Source organism: uncultured Psychroserpens sp. (genome assembly GCF_947500255.1).
Classification (GTDB): Bacteria; Bacteroidota; Bacteroidia; order Flavobacteriales; family Flavobacteriaceae; genus Psychroserpens.
Genome location: NZ_CANMRL010000001.1, coordinates 717,413 through 736,675, shown reverse-complemented (window position 1 = coordinate 736,675; position 19,263 = coordinate 717,413). Strand labels below are relative to the sequence as shown.

At 34.6% G+C, this 19,263-nt stretch carries 12 protein-coding genes; 5 read left to right on the top strand and 7 right to left on the bottom strand.

Annotated elements, in window-relative coordinates; translation table 11 throughout:
• Position 1: 1 nt before the first annotated feature.
• The 4 genes from gdhA (at position 2) to Q0783_RS03090 (ending at position 6,981) form a co-directional block, all read left to right on the top strand.
• A complete protein-coding gene (gene gdhA, locus Q0783_RS03105) occupies positions 2-1,345 on the top strand; it encodes an NADP-specific glutamate dehydrogenase (RefSeq protein WP_298893231.1) in 1,344 nt (447 codons plus the stop codon).
• Positions 1,346-1,469: 124 nt separating this feature from the next.
• Positions 1,470-3,836: a two-component regulator propeller domain-containing protein gene (locus Q0783_RS03100; protein WP_298893229.1), complete on the top strand. Its 2,367-nt coding sequence runs from the start codon at positions 1,470-1,472 to the stop codon at positions 3,834-3,836.
• An 11-nt stretch (positions 3,837-3,847) separates the two neighbouring features.
• On the top strand, positions 3,848-4,567 hold the full coding sequence (gene recO / locus Q0783_RS03095) for a DNA repair protein RecO (RefSeq protein ID WP_298893227.1): 720 nt from the start codon (positions 3,848-3,850) through the stop codon (positions 4,565-4,567).
• Positions 4,568-4,572: 5 nt separating this feature from the next.
• Positions 4,573-6,981, top strand: a complete 2,409-nt coding sequence (locus Q0783_RS03090) for a TonB-dependent receptor (RefSeq protein ID WP_298893225.1) — start codon at positions 4,573-4,575, stop codon at positions 6,979-6,981.
• A 64-nt stretch (positions 6,982-7,045) separates the two neighbouring features.
• On the opposite strand, the gene Q0783_RS03085 is transcribed toward Q0783_RS03090, so the two are convergent.
• Entirely contained in the window at positions 7,046-12,337 is a 5,292-nt protein-coding gene (locus Q0783_RS03085; RefSeq protein ID WP_298893223.1) for a choice-of-anchor D domain-containing protein, read from the bottom strand.
• 124 nt (positions 12,338-12,461) lie between these two features.
• Between Q0783_RS03085 and Q0783_RS03080 the strand changes: the two genes are divergently transcribed.
• Positions 12,462-12,935, top strand: a complete 474-nt coding sequence (locus tag Q0783_RS03080; RefSeq protein ID WP_298893221.1) for a regulatory protein RecX — start codon at positions 12,462-12,464, stop codon at positions 12,933-12,935.
• 56 nt (positions 12,936-12,991) lie between these two features.
• On the opposite strand, the gene Q0783_RS03075 is transcribed toward Q0783_RS03080, so the two are convergent.
• The 6 genes from Q0783_RS03075 to Q0783_RS03050 all read right to left on the bottom strand — a co-directional run bounded on the left by Q0783_RS03075 (position 12,992) and on the right by Q0783_RS03050 (position 19,249).
• On the bottom strand, positions 12,992-13,483 hold the full coding sequence (locus Q0783_RS03075; protein WP_298893218.1) for a DUF6646 family protein: 492 nt from the start codon (positions 13,481-13,483) through the stop codon (positions 12,992-12,994).
• Between the two features lie 62 nt (positions 13,484-13,545).
• A complete protein-coding gene (locus Q0783_RS03070) occupies positions 13,546-14,409 on the bottom strand; it encodes a cupin-like domain-containing protein (protein ID WP_298893216.1) in 864 nt (287 codons plus the stop codon).
• 148 nt (positions 14,410-14,557) lie between these two features.
• On the bottom strand, positions 14,558-15,652 hold the full coding sequence (gene bioB, locus Q0783_RS03065) for a biotin synthase BioB (RefSeq protein WP_298893214.1): 1,095 nt from the start codon (positions 15,650-15,652) through the stop codon (positions 14,558-14,560).
• Positions 15,653-15,680: 28 nt separating this feature from the next.
• Positions 15,681-17,105, bottom strand: a complete 1,425-nt coding sequence (locus Q0783_RS03060; protein ID WP_298893212.1) for a T9SS type A sorting domain-containing protein — start codon at positions 17,103-17,105, stop codon at positions 15,681-15,683.
• Between the two features lie 112 nt (positions 17,106-17,217).
• Positions 17,218-18,648, bottom strand: a complete 1,431-nt coding sequence (locus Q0783_RS03055) for a flotillin family protein (protein WP_298754093.1) — start codon at positions 18,646-18,648, stop codon at positions 17,218-17,220.
• A complete protein-coding gene (locus Q0783_RS03050) occupies positions 18,617-19,249 on the bottom strand; it encodes a hypothetical protein (protein ID WP_366522585.1) in 633 nt (210 codons plus the stop codon). The genes Q0783_RS03055 and Q0783_RS03050 overlap by 32 nt, the downstream gene beginning before the upstream one ends.
• Positions 19,250-19,263: the final 14 nt, after the last annotated feature.

Here is a 19,263-nt window from a genome sequence, read left to right as displayed (position 1 = left end):
AATGAAAGAAAAAATTGACGCTTTTTTAAATCTTGTAAAAGATAAGAACAGTCACGAAACTGAGTTTTTACAAGCTGTACATGAAGTTGCAGAAACTGTAATCCCTTTTATAGAGGAGAACCCTAAATACCAAGGCAAAATGTTATTGGAACGCATGGTTGAACCTGAACGTACTATTATTTTTAGAGTACCTTGGATTGACGACCAAGGTAACACTCAAGTAAATAGAGGGTTTAGGGTAGAATTTAACTCTGCAATTGGTCCATATAAGGGAGGTTTACGTTTTCATCCATCAGTTAACTTAAGCATTCTTAAGTTTCTAGGATTTGAGCAAGTATTTAAAAACTCTTTAACAACATTGCCAATGGGTGGTGGAAAAGGAGGTTCTGATTTTAATCCAAAAGGGAAGAGTGATAATGAAGTAATGCGCTTTTGTCAATCATTTATGACCGAATTATTTAGACATATTGGCCCTAATACTGATGTTCCTGCTGGAGATATAGGTGTTGGTGGACGTGAAATAGGATATATGTTTGGTCAATATAAGCGATTACAAAATGAGTTTACTGGTGTTTTAACAGGAAAAGGGATTAGCTATGGTGGATCATTAATTAGGCCAGAAGCGACAGGTTATGGCTGTGTATACTTTGCCAAAAACATGTTAGCCACTAATGGTGATTCATTTGAAGGGAAATCAGTAGTAATTTCTGGTTCTGGTAATGTAGCACAATATGCTTGTGAGAAAGCAACACAATTAGGGGCTAAAGTAGTAACATTATCTGATTCTTCTGGATATATCCATGATGCCGATGGCATTGATGCCGATAAATTAGCTTTTGTAATGAATCTTAAGAATGTAAAACGAGGTAGAATAAGTGAGTATATTGATACATATCCTACGGCTACATTTCATAAAGGAGAAAGACCATGGTCTGTTAACTGTGATATTGCGTTACCTTGTGCAACTCAAAATGAACTTAATGGAGACGAAGCTAAATTATTAATAGCTAATAATGTTATAGCTGTTGCCGAAGGCGCTAACATGCCAACAACACCAGAAGCTATTGAAGCGTTTCAAAATGCTAAAGTATTATTTTCACCAGGAAAAGCATCAAATGCTGGAGGTGTAGCTACTTCTGGATTAGAAATGAGTCAAAACTCATTAAGATTAAGCTGGACCAGAGAGGAAGTTGATGAAAAGCTTAATAAAATTATGGATGATATTCATGAGTCTTGTGTTGAATATGGCACAAGAGCAGATGGTTATGTCGATTATGTAAAAGGCGCTAATGTCGCTGGTTTTGTAAAAATTGCTGATGCAATGCTTGCTCAAGGTGTTGTATAATCTACATTATAAATAAATAAAAAAAGCTTTCAGATAACTCCTGAAAGCTTTTTTATTTACTAAGCTTATATGATATTTGATAAAATGTCGTTAGATATAAATATATTTGACAAAAACAATTGGTATGTTTAAAAGAATAATATGTATCCTTTTAGTTTTAATTTCTTTTGAAAGTAATTCTCAAGATTTTTCTACGCTTTGGGAAGGGTACTTCTCTTATTTTGATATAAAAGATGTCACTCAAAGTAGCGACAAAATTTATGCAGCTTCAGAGAACGCTATATTTAGCTATGATATATTTACCAATGAAATAGAAACAATAACCACAATTAACGGTTTATCAGGAGAAACAATATCTACTATAAGGTATAGTGATAATTTTAATGTATTGATTGTTGGTTATGAAACGGGATTAATGGAAATCATTTTTGATTCAGACTCTGAAATATTATCCGTTGTTGATATCCTAGAAAAAGAATCTATTTCCCCCACACTTAAAAGGATTAATCATTTTAATGAAGATAATGGACTCCTCTATATTTCTACAGATTATGGGGTTTCTGTTTATGATTTAGAGCAATTGCAGTTTGGAGATACTTATTTCTTAGGTAACGGAGGTAGTCAGATAATTGTTAATCAAACAACCATTTCTAATGGTTTTATATATGCCGCATGTAGTTCAAGTAATGCTATAAAAAAGGCATCGCTTTCCAATCCAAACTTGATTGATTTTCAACAGTGGACAACCATCTCTTTTGGTAATTTTGTCGCTATTCAACAGGTAGGAAGTAAGTTATATGCAGTAAGACTTAATAAATCTATATATGAAATTGTAAATGATAATTTAAATCTATTACTTGTATATCCAACATTACCTGTAGATGTTAGAACAGTCGGTGATAATTTAGTCGTGGCGCTTCAGGAAACAGTTTTTGTTTATGATGAAAACTTTGTAGAAGTTCAAAGCGCAACCACAAATGAAAATTTTGATACCGATTTTACTTCGGCTACAATTTCCGAAAATGATATTTATATAGGTACTATTGGTTCTGGTGTTCTAAAAACAATTCAAGATACACCTGATGATTATGATATTATCTTACCGCAAGGCCCTTTAAGAAATGAGGCCTTTAAAATACAAGCAAATAATGGCGTATTATGGGTAACTTACGGCGATTATAATAGATCTTTTAATCCTAGTCCTTTCAGGCAAAGAGGGGTTAGTGTTTTTAGAGAAGAATCTTGGAACAATATTCCTTACGATAGCTTATTTAATGCCCGAAACCTATGTGATATAGCTATAAATCCGTTTAATCCAAGTCAGGTTTTTATTAGCTCATTTCAAGACGGTATTGTCGAAATTAATGATGAAGTACCTACAATAAAATATAATCAAAATAACAGTGGGTTGGAATCCTTGATATTTCCACCTGCTCCAAATTTTGTAAGTATACGTCAAGCAGGATCAACATTTGATAGAAATGGAATTATGTGGACAGTGACCTCTAAAGTAGATCGCGCTTTAAAATCGTACGATCCATCCACAAATCAATGGCAAGGTTTCAGTTTTTCCGAAATTTTACCAGATGCTTTAAATGGAGAACAAGGGTTTTCTGATGTGGTCGTTGGAAGTGGAGGTATGAAATGGGTTGCTGCTTATAGAAAAGGTGTCATAGGATATAATACAGATACACAACAAATAAATACTGTATTTACTGAAGAACAAAATATGCCATCTGAACAAGTAAGAGCGCTTGCATTAGATAGTAGAAATCAACTTTGGATAGGAACAAGTAAAGGACTAAGAGTATTATTTAATACCTCAAATTTTGTTGACGACCCAGACCCAAGAGTTAATGAGATTGTGATTTTAGAAAACGGAATACCTACCGAATTGTTATCAAATCAATTTATTACAGACATAAAAGTTGATGGTTCAGATAATAAATGGGTCGGAACATTGGATTCCGGTATTTTTTATTTTTCTCCAGATGGTCAAGAAACGATATTTCAATTTACAACAGATAATTCACCATTGCCTTCTAATACCATAACAGACATATCTATTGATCCTGAATCGGGTAAAGTATTTATAGCAACAACTAGAGGGTTAGTATCATTCTCATCTGGAGGTACAAAACCAAAAGAAGATCTTGAAGAGGCGTTTGTGTATCCAAATCCTGTAAGACCAGAGTATAATATTTTAGGTTTTGATGATTTAAATGATATTAATAAAGGGATTAAGATTTCGGGATTAACCGAAAACGTGAATGTAAAGATTACCGATATAGAGGGCAACCTTGTTGCCGAAGCTCAATCTCGTGTCAACCAAAGATCATCTAATTATAATTTCGCTATCGATGGTGGTACCGGAATTTGGAATGGAAAAAATCTAAGAGGTAATGTTGTTGCTTCTGGTGTGTATTTACTCTTAATCTCTGATTTAGATTCTTTTGAAACCAAAGTTCTAAAGCTCTTAATTGTTAGATAACAAGTTCTATAATGCTTATTAAAACTAAAGTTATTGTTCTTTCCAAGCTCAAATATAGGGACAATGATCTTATCGTAAAATGCTTTACCTGGCATAGAGGCGTTGTAAGTTATTTACTAAGAGGTGTTCTAAATTCTAAGAAGGGACAATCTAAAATTGCCTATTTTCAACTATTGTCTCAATTGCAGATAGAGGAGAGTTATAGAGAGAATCAATCTTTACAGACCATTAAAGATTTACGATTAGATTACAGCTTTACTAGTTTACATACAAACATACTTAAGAGTTCAATCGTAATGTTTTTAGCTGAGGTTTTGGCCTCAGTTCTTAGGGAAGAGGAGAAAAACGAACAACTTTATGACTATCTAGAAACAACCTTTCGATGGTTGGATACTAAAGATGAGTTTTCAAATTTCCATTTATTATTTTTACTCAACCTAACAAAACATTTAGGTTTTTATCCTGATACAACAAATACTAATCAAATGTATTTCAATTTAAACAATGGTCTTTTTGAATCTAAAAAAGAAGATATTTACAGTATTTCAGGTGAAAATTTAACAACCCTTAAACAGCTATTAGGCATAAATTTTGATGCATTAGAAAGTATAAAATTGAATTCAAAACAAAGACAATCATTTCTCGCTATGCTATTGCTATATTTTGAATTACATTTGGGCAGCTTTAAAAAACCAAAATCCCTACAAATTTTCAATCAGGTATTTAATTAAAATTTATGAAGTCTATACTTTCAGTTTTATTTATCCTTTCATTTTTAATAGGTAATGCACAAACCGTTACTGTTTTAGAAGAAGGCACAAAGGCACCTATATCTGGTGTGGCCATTTTCAACTTTAAAAAGGATAAGTCTGTTGTGACTAACATAGATGGAAAGGCATCTTTAGAGTTGTTCGAAGCTAATGAAACTGTCTATTTTCAAAATATTCTATATAAGAAAAGAGCGATTAAAATATCTCAAATTGGTGTAGATTTTATTATATACTTAACACCAAGGATAGAAGATTTAAATCAAGTGGTTATTTCAGCTTCAAAATTTGAACAAAGTAAACGCGATATACCGCAAACTATTGTGAATATAAGTGCTAAAGACATTCAGTTTGAAAACCCACAAACCAGTGCAGATCTTCTTGAAAGTACAGGAAATGTATATATTCAAAAGAGTCAATTAGGAGGAGGCAGCCCAATGATAAGGGGTTTTTCTACGAACAGGCTTTTAATTACTGTTGATGGAGTGCGAATGAACAATGCAACGTTTAGAGGTGGTAATATTCAAAATGTCATTTCTATCGATCCTTTTACGATTCAAAATACCGAAATTACCCTTGGAGCTGGATCTGTAGTCTATGGAAGTGACGCCATTGGTGGCGTTATGAGTTTCTACACGCAAAAACCACAGTTATCTTATAAAGATTCTCTATACTTTAATGCTAATGCAGCATTAAGGTATGCTTCTGCAAATAAAGAAAAAACAGGACATTTAGATTTAAATTTTGGCTTAAAGGAATGGGCTTTTCTGAGTAGTGTGAGTTATACAGATTTTGATGACTTAAGGATGGGAAAGCACGGTCCAGATGATTATTTAAGGCCTGAGTATGTTGAAACTATTAACGGAGAAGACGTTGTTGTTCAAAATGAAAATCCTCGTATTCAAAAACCAACTGGCTATGACCAGATCAATTTCTTACAGAAAGTAAGGTATGAACCGAAAGAAAACCTAAGTTTCGATTTGGGATTATATTATACCACAACATCATCTTACCCTAGATATGATCGATTAATTAGATATAGAGATGATAACCTGCGTTCTGCCGAGTGGAACTATGGACCGCAACGTTGGTTCATGGGTAATTTTCAAGTGACAAAATTGAGCAGTGCTTCTAATCTTTATGATAAAATTCAAGCAACAGTTGCTTATCAAAACTTTCAAGAGAGTAGACAAGATAGAGATTTTCAATCTGAAATTAGAAATATAAGAGAAGAAGCTGTAGATGCCTACTCTTTAAATGTAGATTTAGAGAAAAGTTTAAGCACTAAGACAAAACTGTTCTACGGACTAGAATATGTTTACAACAATGTTAATTCTGAAGGAATTGAGACAAACATTACAACTAATACAAGCATGCCAAGCGTATCAAGATATCCTAACGGATCCAATTGGCAATCTATAGCCGCTTATGCCAGTTTTAAGTATAAGCCTAATTCTAAATTCGTATTTCAGTCTGGCCTGAGGTATAACCATATCACAGCTAATGCAGATTTTACTGAAAACAACGAATTCTTGAATCTCCCGTTTGATAAAGCTAAACTTAATGCTGGAGCAATTACAGGAACAGCAGGAATAAGCTGGATACCTTCAAAAATGATGCAATGGAAATTTAATGCGTCTACTGCATTTAGAGCCCCAAATATTGATGATATAGGTAAGGTGTTTGATTCAGAACCAGGCTCGGTTGTGGTGCCTAACCCTAATTTAAGACCAGAATATGCTTATGGTGGAGAACTTGGGTTTCGATTAAATGTTGATGATACATTCATTGTAGAAATGGCTACTTATTATACTTTTTTAGATAATGCATTGATTCGAAGAGATTTTACATTGAATGGTGCATCTCAAATTGAATATGATGGTGAATTAAGCAATGTACAGGCTATTCAAAATGCATCAAAAGAATGGATCTATGGTTTTGAGGCAGGCATTCTTGTTAACTTTACAGAACGTTTAAAACTCTCATCACAATATAACATTCTTGGTGGAACAGAAGATAATGAAGGTGTTGAAGTGCCTGTTAGGCATATTGCTCCAAATTTTGGAAACACACACTTTATTTGGCAAAACGAGAAATTTCAAATAGATGCATTTGCCGAGTATAATAGTGAGTTGTCCTTTAGTCAATTTGCACCTTCAGAACAATCAAAAGATTTTATTTACGCATTAGATGAAAATGGAAATCCTTACTCACCATCTTGGTATACATTTAATATCAGAACGAAATATAAAATTTCCGATGCAGCAACATTTATCGCATCTTTAGAGAATATAACAGACCAGCGTTACCAAACGTATTCTTCAGGTATTGCTGCTCCCGGAAGAAACTTGATTTTATCACTGCGTTATAGTTTATAGGTGTTAAAACAAAAGAGGTTTCAGTATATACTAAAACCTCTGTCTTTTATTGTTCTTGTGTAGTTTATTTTCTTTTTACTGCTTTCTTAGTAATTACTTGCCCATTAGAAAGCGTCACTCTCGCAATGTAAGTCGATTGACTTAAACGAGATAAATTGTAAGTTTCCACATTGTTATTTCCTTTGAGCTGATAAATTACACGCCCTATAGCATCAAGGATTTCAACATGTTGTATAAGTAAAGCATTACCTACTGAAAATTTAACATCACCATCATTTAATTCAACAATTGTAAAATTATTAGGATCTATATCATTTTCATTTACTGAAAGTGCTTCAGGTTGAAATACGATTTCAAAACGTGAATTAAATTCACCAACTTCAGAAGTAAAGACGTAATCGTTGGTGCTTAAATCATGAGTAATATCTAATAAGTTATCTTTTAGATACACCGTATTATTATTCATGAAATCACCCTGTAATTCAGCAATAGATATAGTATATAGAGTAGCCTCATCTATAGTTGTATAAAATCCTAAAGGAACAACTTCTTCAATTGTCAAAGTATTTGTTGCTTTCCCTTGAATGGCAAATTTCTTATCGCTAGAACTATCAATTAATGAGTAGAATACCGCATTAGCATTAGCCGATAGGTTTTTGTGTGCATCATAATACATGCCATCATCATCATTGGTTGCTCCATCTACATAACCAACAAGTATTTGATTGAAAACACCGTTATCTGAAGTTAAATCTAATCGAATCTTGTTAAATATTGAAGCACTTGTCGTTCTAAAGAACTGTGAATTGTTTCCAGTAACTCTCATACTGTTATTAAATACAACATCTGTTGTTCTTATAGATCCTGAAACTATAGTAGAAGGAGATGCATCAGACATAGATACAAAGAACCCTTGACCTGAAGGAATAAAGCGATCTGGAACAACACCATCTCCACCGGCTGTTTGACCAGTACCATTTATAATGGCATAATCACTTTGCGAGTAATTCAGTACTTCATTACCATTAGTGTTTCCATCTGCAGGCGTATTATGAGACCAAAAGAAAATAGCACCATTAGTAGCACCTACTGTTTGGTCAATACTAGCATTAGCAGTTAAAAATAAGTCGGCATCAATAGCTGAAGGATAAGGATTACCTATGAAATTCCAGTTATTATCATTTGTTTCTGCATCATTTCTATAAATAGGGATGTTGTAAACTCCATTATTAAAAGGGCCTTCAAACGTATACTTGTATTGTGCAACACCAACATAGCCTAAAGCATTATGAGTTGATGCATATCCAATACCAGGTGCCATTACCATTGCGGCACCAGCTGTTTGCCAGTCATTGGCATCATCATCAATATCATCTTGACCAGCTACTGCAGTATTGTCGTTATTAGTTTCTTGAAAAGAGTCTCTAAAGTTTTGTCCATTATACCAAAAACGTCTTACCGAAGAAGCTTCACTTAAACCATCACTAATAATTTCTCCAAAGACAGGTGATGACCAATAGGTATACTCTTGATACGAATTTAAAATAGCCGTTTCTTTTTCAACAGTACTTCTCGTTTTATCACTAGTCACTGCACCATCTACAACTCCAGAATCGTTATTTTGAACAAATGCACCATCAGTTTCAATCAAGATGTTTCCATCTACAGTGAGATCGTTTTCAACTTCAACATAAGTTCCATTAGATATAGTTAGTGTATGGGTAGCATTAATAATTAAGATACAGGCTTCGAAACTTGTTTGTCCGTTTGTACCAATACTCGTATCATAATCTCCATCAATAACGGCTACCTTATCAATAGCTGGAACAGAAGACCAATTCGTACCATCCCAAATGGTTCTTGGAATATCTAATTTAATAGCGTTACTAGCAGTATAACATGTTGCATCATCCTCTCTTACCTGACAGTAATATTGATAACCATCTAAATTAAAAGGATCTAAAATATTTAATGTAGCTAATGTAGCTCCAGAATAAGTTGCTCCATTAGTAATAGCTGTCCAGTTTAAGTCACCTTGAGCAGCAAAGTACCATTGATAAGCTAATGAATTTCCGCCAGAAAAACCTTCATTGGCAGTAACACTAAGTGATACTGTAAGGTTACAATCAGTCGATGGTAAGCTTGGTTGAGCGGTTATTAATGGAGGTGTACCTGTTGAGAAGTCATAAACACCTATATCCGAATAATCATTTGTACTTACACATGTAGCAGAACCAGAACCAGCCCAATCAATTATATTCCAATCTCCAGTATTAAATGTTGTAGTAGGAATAGGTGTGGCTGTATTTAATCTTCTGAAATTAAAACCTCTATCTCCTGTTATAGATGTAGAATTCAACCAATTGTCAACTCCAAACTCTCCAAAGGCATCTATTAATGTACCTGAATTGTAAAGACCAATAAAATCATGCTCATTATTGACAACATTCACACCAGCTAATGTCGAACTTACAAGATCTCCATAAGAACCGTCTCCACCAGGTGTAGCACAAAGTGAACTTCCAAGTACTCCTGAAGTACCAGTAGTTAGAACAAAAGTGTCTCCAGCATTAATAGTCCCACTTAAGGTTTGAGATGTAAAACTAGAGGTACTACCATTGGCATAAACCCTAACCTCATAGCTAGCTAGATTCACATTAGCACCTGTTGCGTTATAAATTTCTATATATGTTAAACTACCATAGGTTGCATCTGTAACTTCGCTTATGAATAACTCACCTAGTGCCGAACCACCTTCGCAGGTTCCAATTTGAGTGTCTATTACAGTAAATGCAGCATTACCCGGACAACCTAAATCATCAGTGATTTCTAAATTTCCTGTTAGCGCACCATTAGGAACTGTAACTTCCATAACTGTACTAGATATATTATTAACAGTTGCTGCTAAACCATTAAAGGTAGCTGTTGCTGTACTTAAATCTGTTCCTGTAACAGTCACTATAGTTCCCTCAGGTCCAGAATTTGGAGATAATGTTATTGCATTTGCAACACAATTCCCAGTTCCTTGAACTCTAAAATTATAAGGATTTTCATCACCATCATTGTTAGTAATGATAATATCTGCTTGTCTTATACCAGCAGCAAGTGGAGAGAACGACACTTCAAATACTGTAAGATTAGATATAGCAACACTTGATGCTGGAGCTACCGTTATAGTGAAATCGCCTGGATTAGTTCCACCAACAGTAATGTTAGATATGTTTAATACATCTGTTCCTATGTTTTGAATTCTGAATGTTTTTTCTTGAGACGATCCTATAAACTGGGCAGCAAATAATGTATTATCAGTACCGCTTGGTGTAAGATCTCCATCAGCAATATCAGGAAATGCTCCTATATCTCCTTCAACGTTTATTTCAGGAGCTGGAGAAGCGCCTGTACCTTGTAGAGTTATGGTACAAGCAGATTCATCAGAATCATCATTATTAATAGTAAGTGTTGCATTTCTGAAGCCAATAACACTCGGAGTAAATCTTACGGTCACCGTTTGAGTATTTCCTGCAGCAACAACAAAAGGAGTAGCTGGAGAAACAATCGAAAAATCTCCTGAAGCAGCCCCAGTAATAGCAAATGAAGATACGGTTAAACCTAAAGCTCCATCATTGTCAATATCAAAAGTAATATCAGTATCAAAACCAGTGGCTTGAGAGCCAAACGCCATCACAAAAGCGCCACAGGCTTGATCGGTATTTGAATCATCAACAAGTTGTATCTCTGGTACTGTACACGGAGAGACTAGAGTGTTATCTCCTGGAGAACCTCCGGTTAATACGGCTTGCCAATTTGTATCTGTATCAGAATTATCTGCAGTGGCGTCAATAACGTGAAAAGAACTACCATTACCATCAGTAGCATTACTATCAGCATCATCGTAAGCGACCAAATCTATCACATCATTAGCTGGAGATTCCAGTGTAATAGTAGCTCCACCATTGATCAGGAAATTCGTAGTTCCAACAGGATTAGAATAATCTGGCGTAAATGGACATTCTGGCGCAGGAGATGACCCTAAATGTCCTAATAAGACAGTAATACAAGTATTTGCTGGAATTGTAGTAGTTGAAGGAAATGTAAACCTCGTTGTTCCATTAACATCTATTGTATAGTCACTTACATCTTGTGCAGTGCCATTAAGATTACAGATTTCTATCCATTCGTAATCATTTGCAGCTGGAGGGTTATACATGATTTCTGTAATCACCACATCGGCTAAAATAGTCACAGTTAACATGGCACTATTTGATGTGGTAGATCCACAAGTATTTGTTGCAATACATCTATATAAGTCACCATCCATTGCAACTGCTGTTGCTCCTGTTGTATAAGTATCGGTTGTTGCTCCTGTACCACCAGTAACATTATTCCATATGGTTCCTCCATTTGTCGATACTTCCCATTGATAAGAGGTTGCATCACTTGAAGCTATAGAAAACGAAGCTGTATTTGGTTGCGAAACAGATTGGTTGGCAGGTTGTGTTGTAATAGATGGTACTGTAATTCCTGTACCTGTTACATTACTTGTAGGTGAATTACTTCCTGCAGTTGAACTAGTTGCAGTTATTGTTGCTCCTTGAGTTCCTGTACCAGAAGGTGTAAACGTAACATCATAGGTTGCAGTACCAGATGGAGCAATTGTTGTTGAAGACAAATTACTTATAACGAATTGAGCATCATCTGAAACAACATTAATTCCATTTGCAGTTAACGTTCCATTATTTGTTATTGTATATTGTATAGTTGATGCAGCTGTAGTTAAGCATGACGATCCATGATCTGTAGTTCCTGTAATTGATAAGTCAGGATCTGCAACTACTGTGTAGTCTGATATAGAAATGTCATCCACATTCATTCTACGATTACCAGAAGTTCCAGGTGTAGAAGCTATGACGATTCTAACTCGAATATTTCCAGTAACATTTACAGTTTCAGAAAACACTTGAACTGTTGCTGTAGCCGTAAAATCGCTACCAATTTGAGTCCAGCTACTTCCATCATTTGTAGAGTACTCAACTGCCCAGGGCTGTTGTGCTCCGTCAGTACCAAATCGTCTGTATTCAAATGAAATGGTACCAATACCATTTGCTTTGTTGGCTAACATGGTTATTCCAGAACCATTTCTTCCTCTAAATCTGGCAGAATGCAGAGCGTTTTTATAATCACTAGCAGTAGTACCTATTAAGGCCTCGGTCATATCCCAGTTAATACCATTTAAAGTAACGGTGTTAGATGCATAGGCAACCTTGGTGTCATCTTCAAAGTCTACATCGTATTGTGCAAAACAAGAAAAGCTTGCGCACAAAAAGGCTAGTAAGATAAGGGAGTAATTCTTTCTCATAGGGATGAATTAATTTTTTTTATTTTTTTACTCAAAAAGCAAACATGCGAATTTACGCAAAAATACTTATTAATGAGTGGTTTAAGGTACGACATTTATTAACAAAAAGTTATATTTTCGCGCTATGAATCTATCAAGAACATATACATTCGACGAAGCGCAGAAAAAGCTAGAACGATATTGTGCATATCAAGAACGTTGTCATAAAGAAGTGACGCAAAAATTATATGAAATGAGAATGATTCCAGAGGCTAGAGATCAAATTATAGTGCATTTACTTCAGCACAATTTTTTAAACGAAGAGCGTTTTGCGAAGGCATTTGTGAGAGGGAAGTTTAGGATAAAAAAATGGGGAAAGCAACGATTACAATTAGAATTAAAACGAAGGGATATTAATAAAACCTTGATTAATATTGCTTTGAGTGAAATTAACGAATCTGATTATTACTCCGCTTTTCATGCATTAGCCGAAAAAAAAGCTGAGACAATTAAAGAGACCAATGTGCTTAAAAAGAGAAAAAAACTTGCAGATTATTTATTGTACAGAGGATGGGAAAGTCCTCTAGTATATGAGAAAATTAGAGAGTTAATTCCATAAAAAACCAGCTTTAATCAAAGCTGGTTTTTTACATTTAAATATGTTCTTCAATCGCTTTACAGATTAAAAGAAGCGCCAATATTTATCGCAAATTGGTTGTGAATAAAATTTGCTGGCTCTAATTTATCTTCATCATATTTTGCTAGAGGAAAAGTAGCTTCAGTATACACTCCAAATCCGTCAGTAAAGAAATAACGAGCACCAATATGACCACCAAAATTCTTTAAGCTTAAACTTAATCCAGGATATAGATCAAAATTGTCATCGATATTTAAAACATTACCTAAGTTAGCATTGAAACGAGCTTTTAAATCAAAACGATCACCAAAATCGGCATCTAAAATATCATCAACACCAAGGGCATAGGTTGAAGAAACTCCTATAGAAATATTTTCTCCAATTCCATAATCATAGGTAACGTTTATTCCAGTAGCTTCATCTTGAAGGTTGGCTCCAATTTGAAATTTTTGGTCACCTTTTCCTTTGTAAGCTTGAGCATTTACAAATGAAACAGATACCAAAGCGGTAAGTAAAAGTAATTTTTTCATAATCATTATTCTAAAAATTTGAGAAGGCAAATATATTATAAGTTTTTAATACTGAGGAGTTTTTACGAAAAACTCTTATTTGTTCTTGTAATGGCTTGTTCGTTTTTCCAATCAATCCATTTTTGACCTTTTATCCGCCTCATAAGATTGTCAAAATGACGCATAACCAAAACATTGTAGATTGCCTTACTTAGGTTTTTTGGGTGTCTAGCTATTGCTCTTAAACTCATAGAAAAGCCAGGCGTAAGATACTTCATGTAGTGCCAATACCCTTCAGGCATATATAATATTTCTCCATGACTTAATTCGCATTGCCAGCCTTTTGCATGCTTTAGTGCTGGCCATTTTTCGAAATCTGGATTTGAAAAATCAATATCTTCTCTGGTTATCAACGAATGCGGAATTTTATATAGATAATCGTTTTGCTTTTGATCAAACAAAATACACTGTTTTTTTCCTTCAAAATGAAAATGAAAGATATTCGCTAAGTCGATATCATAATGCATAAAGGTGTGAGAATCTCTACCACCAAAAAATAACATGGGTAGACTTTTCATTAGTTTTAAACCAAAATCGGGATAAGAATAATCGTTTTGAAGTTGTGGGATTTCTTTTAAAACATTCCAAAGAAAAATGCGATATTTTGTAGGCTCTTTTTTAAGTAAATCTACATATTCACTCATTTTCATTTTAGCATGAGGCTCATTGAATCCATCTTTATAATCGACTGGTCTGTCATCATAAAGTGGCACGGTTTTGTCGCCTGCGATGTCCTTCATGTAGTCTAAACTCCATTTTGTATAGGCAGGCCAATCTTCAATAAAACGTTCTATGACCACAGGTTTTTGTGGTTTGAAGTAGTTTTTTATAAACTCCTCTTTGGTAATGTTTTTAACACGAGGAATATCTTGAAGATTGAGTTTCAAATGTCAAAAAATTTAAGTTTCAAAGTTAAGAAAACGTTATGAAACGGAATTAATTGTATGTTAAAATTTCCGAACTAAACACCAATTTTGAATTTTTCAAAATTAAAAACAATTGGCAAACTTGTCAAGTCATTTACTTAAGCATGAATTACTTAAGTGCCTTTGCTTTTTGCTTAGCTTCTTCATTACGCTCAATAGTATGCTCTGGTCTCGTCCATTTTGGTTTTTCACCTAAGGCTTGATATTGCGAGTTTTGAGCTTCTACTGTTTCAGGTTGCATTTTTTTGATAAATGGTTTTTGAGGATTTAAACCAAGTAGTTTAAACATTTCCATGTCTTCGTTCACATCTGGATTTGGAGTTGTAAGTAATTTGTCTCCAGCAAAAATTGAATTTGCACCAGCAAAGAAACACATGGCTTGGCCTTCACGCGTCATTTCGGTACGACCAGCACTTAAACGTACTTGAGTTTCTGGCATTACAATTCTGGTGGTTGCTACCATTCTTACCATATCCCAAATAGATACTGGTTTTTGGTCTTCTAAAGGTGTTCCTTCTACAGCTACCAAAGCATTTATTGGAACGGACTCTGGTTGTGGATTCAACGTTGATAAGGCCACTAACATACCTGCTCTATCTTCAGTTTTTTCTCCCATTCCAATGATACCACCAGAGCAAACCGTTACATTAGTTTTTCTAACATTATCTATAGTTTCTAAACGATCTTCATAGCCACGAGTAGAAATCACTTCTTTATAGTATTCTTCAGAAGAATCTAAATTGTGATTATAGGCATATAATCCAGCTTCAGCCAGACGCTGCGCTTGGTTTTCGGTTATCATACCTAAGGTGCAGCACACTTCCATATCTAGCTTATTAATGGTTCTTACCATTTCTAAAACCTGGTCAAACTCTTCACCATCTTTCACATTACGCCAAGCGGCTCCCATACATACACGAGAACTTCCTGATGATTTTGCTCGTAAGGCTTGCGCTTTTACCTGTTGAACAGACATCAAATCGTTGCCTTCAACATCTGTGTGATATCGTGCTGCTTGTGGACAATATCCACAATCTTCAGGGCAACCACCTGTTTTTATTGAAAGTAATGTTGATACTTGAACTGTATTAGGATCGTGATGCTTGCGATGAATAGTTGCGGCATCGTATAACAATTCCATTAAAGGTGTATTATAAATCTCTAGAATTTCTTCTTTGGTCCAGTTGTGTTTAGTAGCGCTCATATTTTTTATTTAATAGAATTCAAAAATATTAATTCTTGAGTATTTTTTTTCTAAAAACACCAGAGATTGTTTTTAGTTCAAGCAAATAAGTCCCTTGAGCTAAATCATTAATATCTATTTTATAAAAAGTTTCGTTATTTAACTTTTCTTGCTTTATTATCCTGCCTTTGATATCTAAAATCAAAAACTCACTTATATGAGTATTATTTTGATTTTCAATATTGATTATATGAGTTGATGGATTAGGATAAATTATAAATTGATTTATAGATTCATCATCTATTCCTAAAGTATATAGATTGTTTACGTATAGATTAGTTGTGCTAGTAAAAGAACTGTTTGAGCCAATATTAATAATTTCAAGATCCGAATCACCATCAATATCAGCGGCTGCAATACGGCTAATAAAATCTAAGCCTTCAAAAGTGGGTATTGTGGCTTCAGTAAAATTACCCGAGCCATCATTTAGGTAAAGTTTTGTCGTTTTAGAATCGTTTATTAATCTTCCGGTTAAAAGCACATCTGGAAAATTGTCATCGTTAATATCTGCAAAGATAGCTTCTCCTAATTTTACATCTTCAAAAGGCGTATTGAGTACTTCTGAAAAATTCCCATTCCCATCATTTATAAATAGACTTGTTATAGGATCGTTTGAAGAAAGCTGACCAGTAATTATCAAATCTAAATCATTATCATCGTCGATATCATCAGAATCTATAGAGCTGAAAATTAAACCAGAGAAAGAAGTCCCAATTACTTCAGAAAAGTTTCCGTTTCCGTCATTTTCATAGAGCTTGGCTATTTTTCCTTCAGCGGAATAAGTTTCGCCTATAATTAATAAATCAGAATCTAAATCACCATCCTTATCAAAAAACTCGAAATCTCCAAAATCTATACCTGTGATACTATTAGCAGAAATTTCGGTAAAAGTACCATTACCATCATTTTGATAAATTTGAACGATGGCATCTCCAACTAACAATATATCTTGATCCAGATCACCATCTATATCTTCAAAATTAACAATACCGCTTCCTATATTAAAAGTAGTTCCTGTAACTTCAGTGAAATTACCATTTCCATCATTTGTAAATAGAATAGTTGTAGGGTTATTGTCTGCCATTCTTCCATTAATTATGAGATCCAAATCTGTGTCTCCATCAATATCTTCGAAATCTACAGAACTATTGTCTAGACCTACAAATGTTGTAAATGTGGACTCTGAAAAACTACCACTACCGTCATTAATATAGAGTTTTGAGTAAAGAATAGTAGAGCCCGATGTATTGTCTGCTCCAGAAATAAAAACATCATTATCTAGATCGCCATCAACATCTGCAAATTTCACACTACCTAGAGTAACATTATCAAAAGGGGTATTTGTTGCTAATGTAAAAGTTTGAGAGAAAGAAAATGAACTATAAAGAAAGAGAATGAGTAGTGCTTTTTTCATATTGTTATATCGCGTTTTGTGAAGCAAAAATACCTTTTTTATGTTCATATTGCTTCTGATTCTGTAATTTATTATTGAAAAAAAAATCCGCTATTTAGCGGATTTTTTACAATTAACTTTCATCATCTTCTTTTTTCTTCGGAAGTGATTTTGGATCTTCTGGTTTGGTTTTGTCTTTTCCTTTCAGGTACTCAGGTAAATCCATACCAGCCATATTAAACATATCTTGTAATGGCGGAACAGATTTGTACATTCCTGATAGGAAATTAGCTGTTGATGATTTTCCATCTTCTCCATTTCCACCATTTTCCCAAACGGTTACTTTGTCAATCTTGATGTTCTTGATTGCTTCAGCTTGTGTTTTTACCAATTCAGGTAATTTGTCTGCAATTAATAATAATACAGCATCTTTACTACTGTTTCCAGCAGCTTTTACGATTTCTTGTAAACCAGCAGCTTGTTTTGTTAAGACTTCAAATTGTCCTTGTGCTTCAGCTTGTGCTTTAAATAAGATGGCATCAGCTTCACCTTTCGCTCTTCTACGAATCATTTCAGCTTCAGCTTCGGCATCAATCTCTACTTTGCGTTTATCAATTTCAGCAGGAACAATAACATCTGCCATTTGAGATGAGCGTTCTCGTTCTGCTCTTGCTATTTCGGCATCTTTTTCAGCAGCATAAGATTCTTCTAAGGCTTTAGCACTTTGTACTTTTTCTGCTGCTATAGCCACACGCTCAGCTTCGGCTTCACGTTGACGACGTAACGAATCAGAATTGGCTACAGCAATTTTCGCTGTATTTTCACCTTCAACGGCTTGTGCATTTGCAGCGGCAACTTGTGTTCTTTCATCTTGTACAGCATTTGCCTCACCAATAGACCCATCTCTAGTTTTCTCTGCTACCGATTTACGAGCGGCATTAATAGCATGTGCAGCAGCTTCTTTACCAAGAGCTTCAATATAGCCAGACTCATCAACGATATCTGTAATGTTTACGTTAATCAATTTAAGACCAACTTTCTTTAATTCGGACTCAACACTTTGAGAAATATTAGTTAAAAACTTGTCTCTATCACTATTAATTTCTTCAATATCCATTGAAGCTACTACTAAACGCAATTGACCAAAAATGATCTCTTTTGCTAATTCTTGAACATCCTGTTGCGCTAGACCTAGTAATCTTTCGGCAGCATTTTGCATCACACCAGGTTCGGTAGATACACCAATAGTAAAACGTGATGGTACATTTACACGAATGTTTTGTTTTGAAAGCGCGTTAACTAAGTTAACTTCGATAGAAATAGGTGTTAAATCTAAGAATTCATAATCCTGAATTACAGGAAAGATAAAAGCTGCACCACCATGGATACATTTGGCCGATTGACCTCCACCTACTTTTCCATAGACCACCAAAATGCGATCGGAGGGACAACGTTTATAACGTTTAATTAGAATTATTAGGAAGACAAATACAATGAGTATCGCAACGACGATCACTATTGGAAAGCCTAAATCAAAGTTTTGTTGTGTCAGAAGGTAGTTCATGTGTTTCTGTTTTAATTGGTTCTATAGGTTTTTTTGTTTGTTCTACTATTAAAATGCCGTTGCTTGTTACATCGACAACTTTAATAAGTGTCCCGGATTTGAGTTCTACAAGAGAATCTGATAACGCTTCAAGTTCGCGTAATGTTCCTTGAACACGTACACTAACTTTTCCCATTTTGGTTCGGTTTGCGCCAACAGTGAGATAAATTTCACCAATGGCACCAATTGCATTTTTGTAATCTAAGGTTCCGCTGTCTGCTAATTTCCGCATAGAAAAAAACATAGCTGCCATAAGAGCCATCATTAGCAATCCACAAACTGTAGCAATGATGACGCTAATAGGTTTAGACATGCCTGCATTGACACATGCCACGCCTGTCCATCCAAAAATGGTAAAGAAGCCAACAAGATTTTTAAAGGTGATAAATTGAAATCCAATTCCTGTATCTGCATCAATATCAGAATCGACATCGCCTATGTCGTCACCGCCATCAATACCAGCAAAGGTTGTGATGATAACGAATAAAAAAATTAGGGAGCCAATGAGTGCAATAATCCAAAAGAATTGAGAGAATCCATCTAAAGCTGAAAACCATTCCATAATAGGTTAGTGTT

Excerpts from the sequence above, each read along its gene's own strand:
- gdhA (WP_298893231.1), top strand. The coding sequence starts at position 2 with ATGAAAGAAAAAATTGACGCTTTTTTAAATCTTGTAAAAGATAAGAAC.
- Q0783_RS03100 (WP_298893229.1), top strand. The coding sequence starts at position 1,470 with ATGTTTAAAAGAATAATATGTATCCTTTTAGTTTTAATTTCTTTTGAA.
- recO (WP_298893227.1), top strand. The coding sequence starts at position 3,848 with ATGCTTATTAAAACTAAAGTTATTGTTCTTTCCAAGCTCAAATATAGG.
- Q0783_RS03090 (WP_298893225.1), top strand. The coding sequence starts at position 4,573 with ATGAAGTCTATACTTTCAGTTTTATTTATCCTTTCATTTTTAATAGGT.
- Q0783_RS03085 (WP_298893223.1), bottom strand. The coding sequence starts at position 12,337 with ATGAGAAAGAATTACTCCCTTATCTTACTAGCCTTTTTGTGCGCAAGC.
- Q0783_RS03080 (WP_298893221.1), top strand. The coding sequence starts at position 12,462 with ATGAATCTATCAAGAACATATACATTCGACGAAGCGCAGAAAAAGCTA.
- Q0783_RS03075 (WP_298893218.1), bottom strand. The coding sequence starts at position 13,483 with ATGAAAAAATTACTTTTACTTACCGCTTTGGTATCTGTTTCATTTGTA.
- bioB (WP_298893214.1), bottom strand. The coding sequence starts at position 15,652 with ATGAGCGCTACTAAACACAACTGGACCAAAGAAGAAATTCTAGAGATT.
- Q0783_RS03060 (WP_298893212.1), bottom strand. The coding sequence starts at position 17,105 with ATGAAAAAAGCACTACTCATTCTCTTTCTTTATAGTTCATTTTCTTTC.
- Q0783_RS03055 (WP_298754093.1), bottom strand. The coding sequence starts at position 18,648 with ATGAACTACCTTCTGACACAACAAAACTTTGATTTAGGCTTTCCAATA.
- Q0783_RS03050 (WP_366522585.1), bottom strand. The coding sequence starts at position 19,249 with ATGGAATGGTTTTCAGCTTTAGATGGATTCTCTCAATTCTTTTGGATT.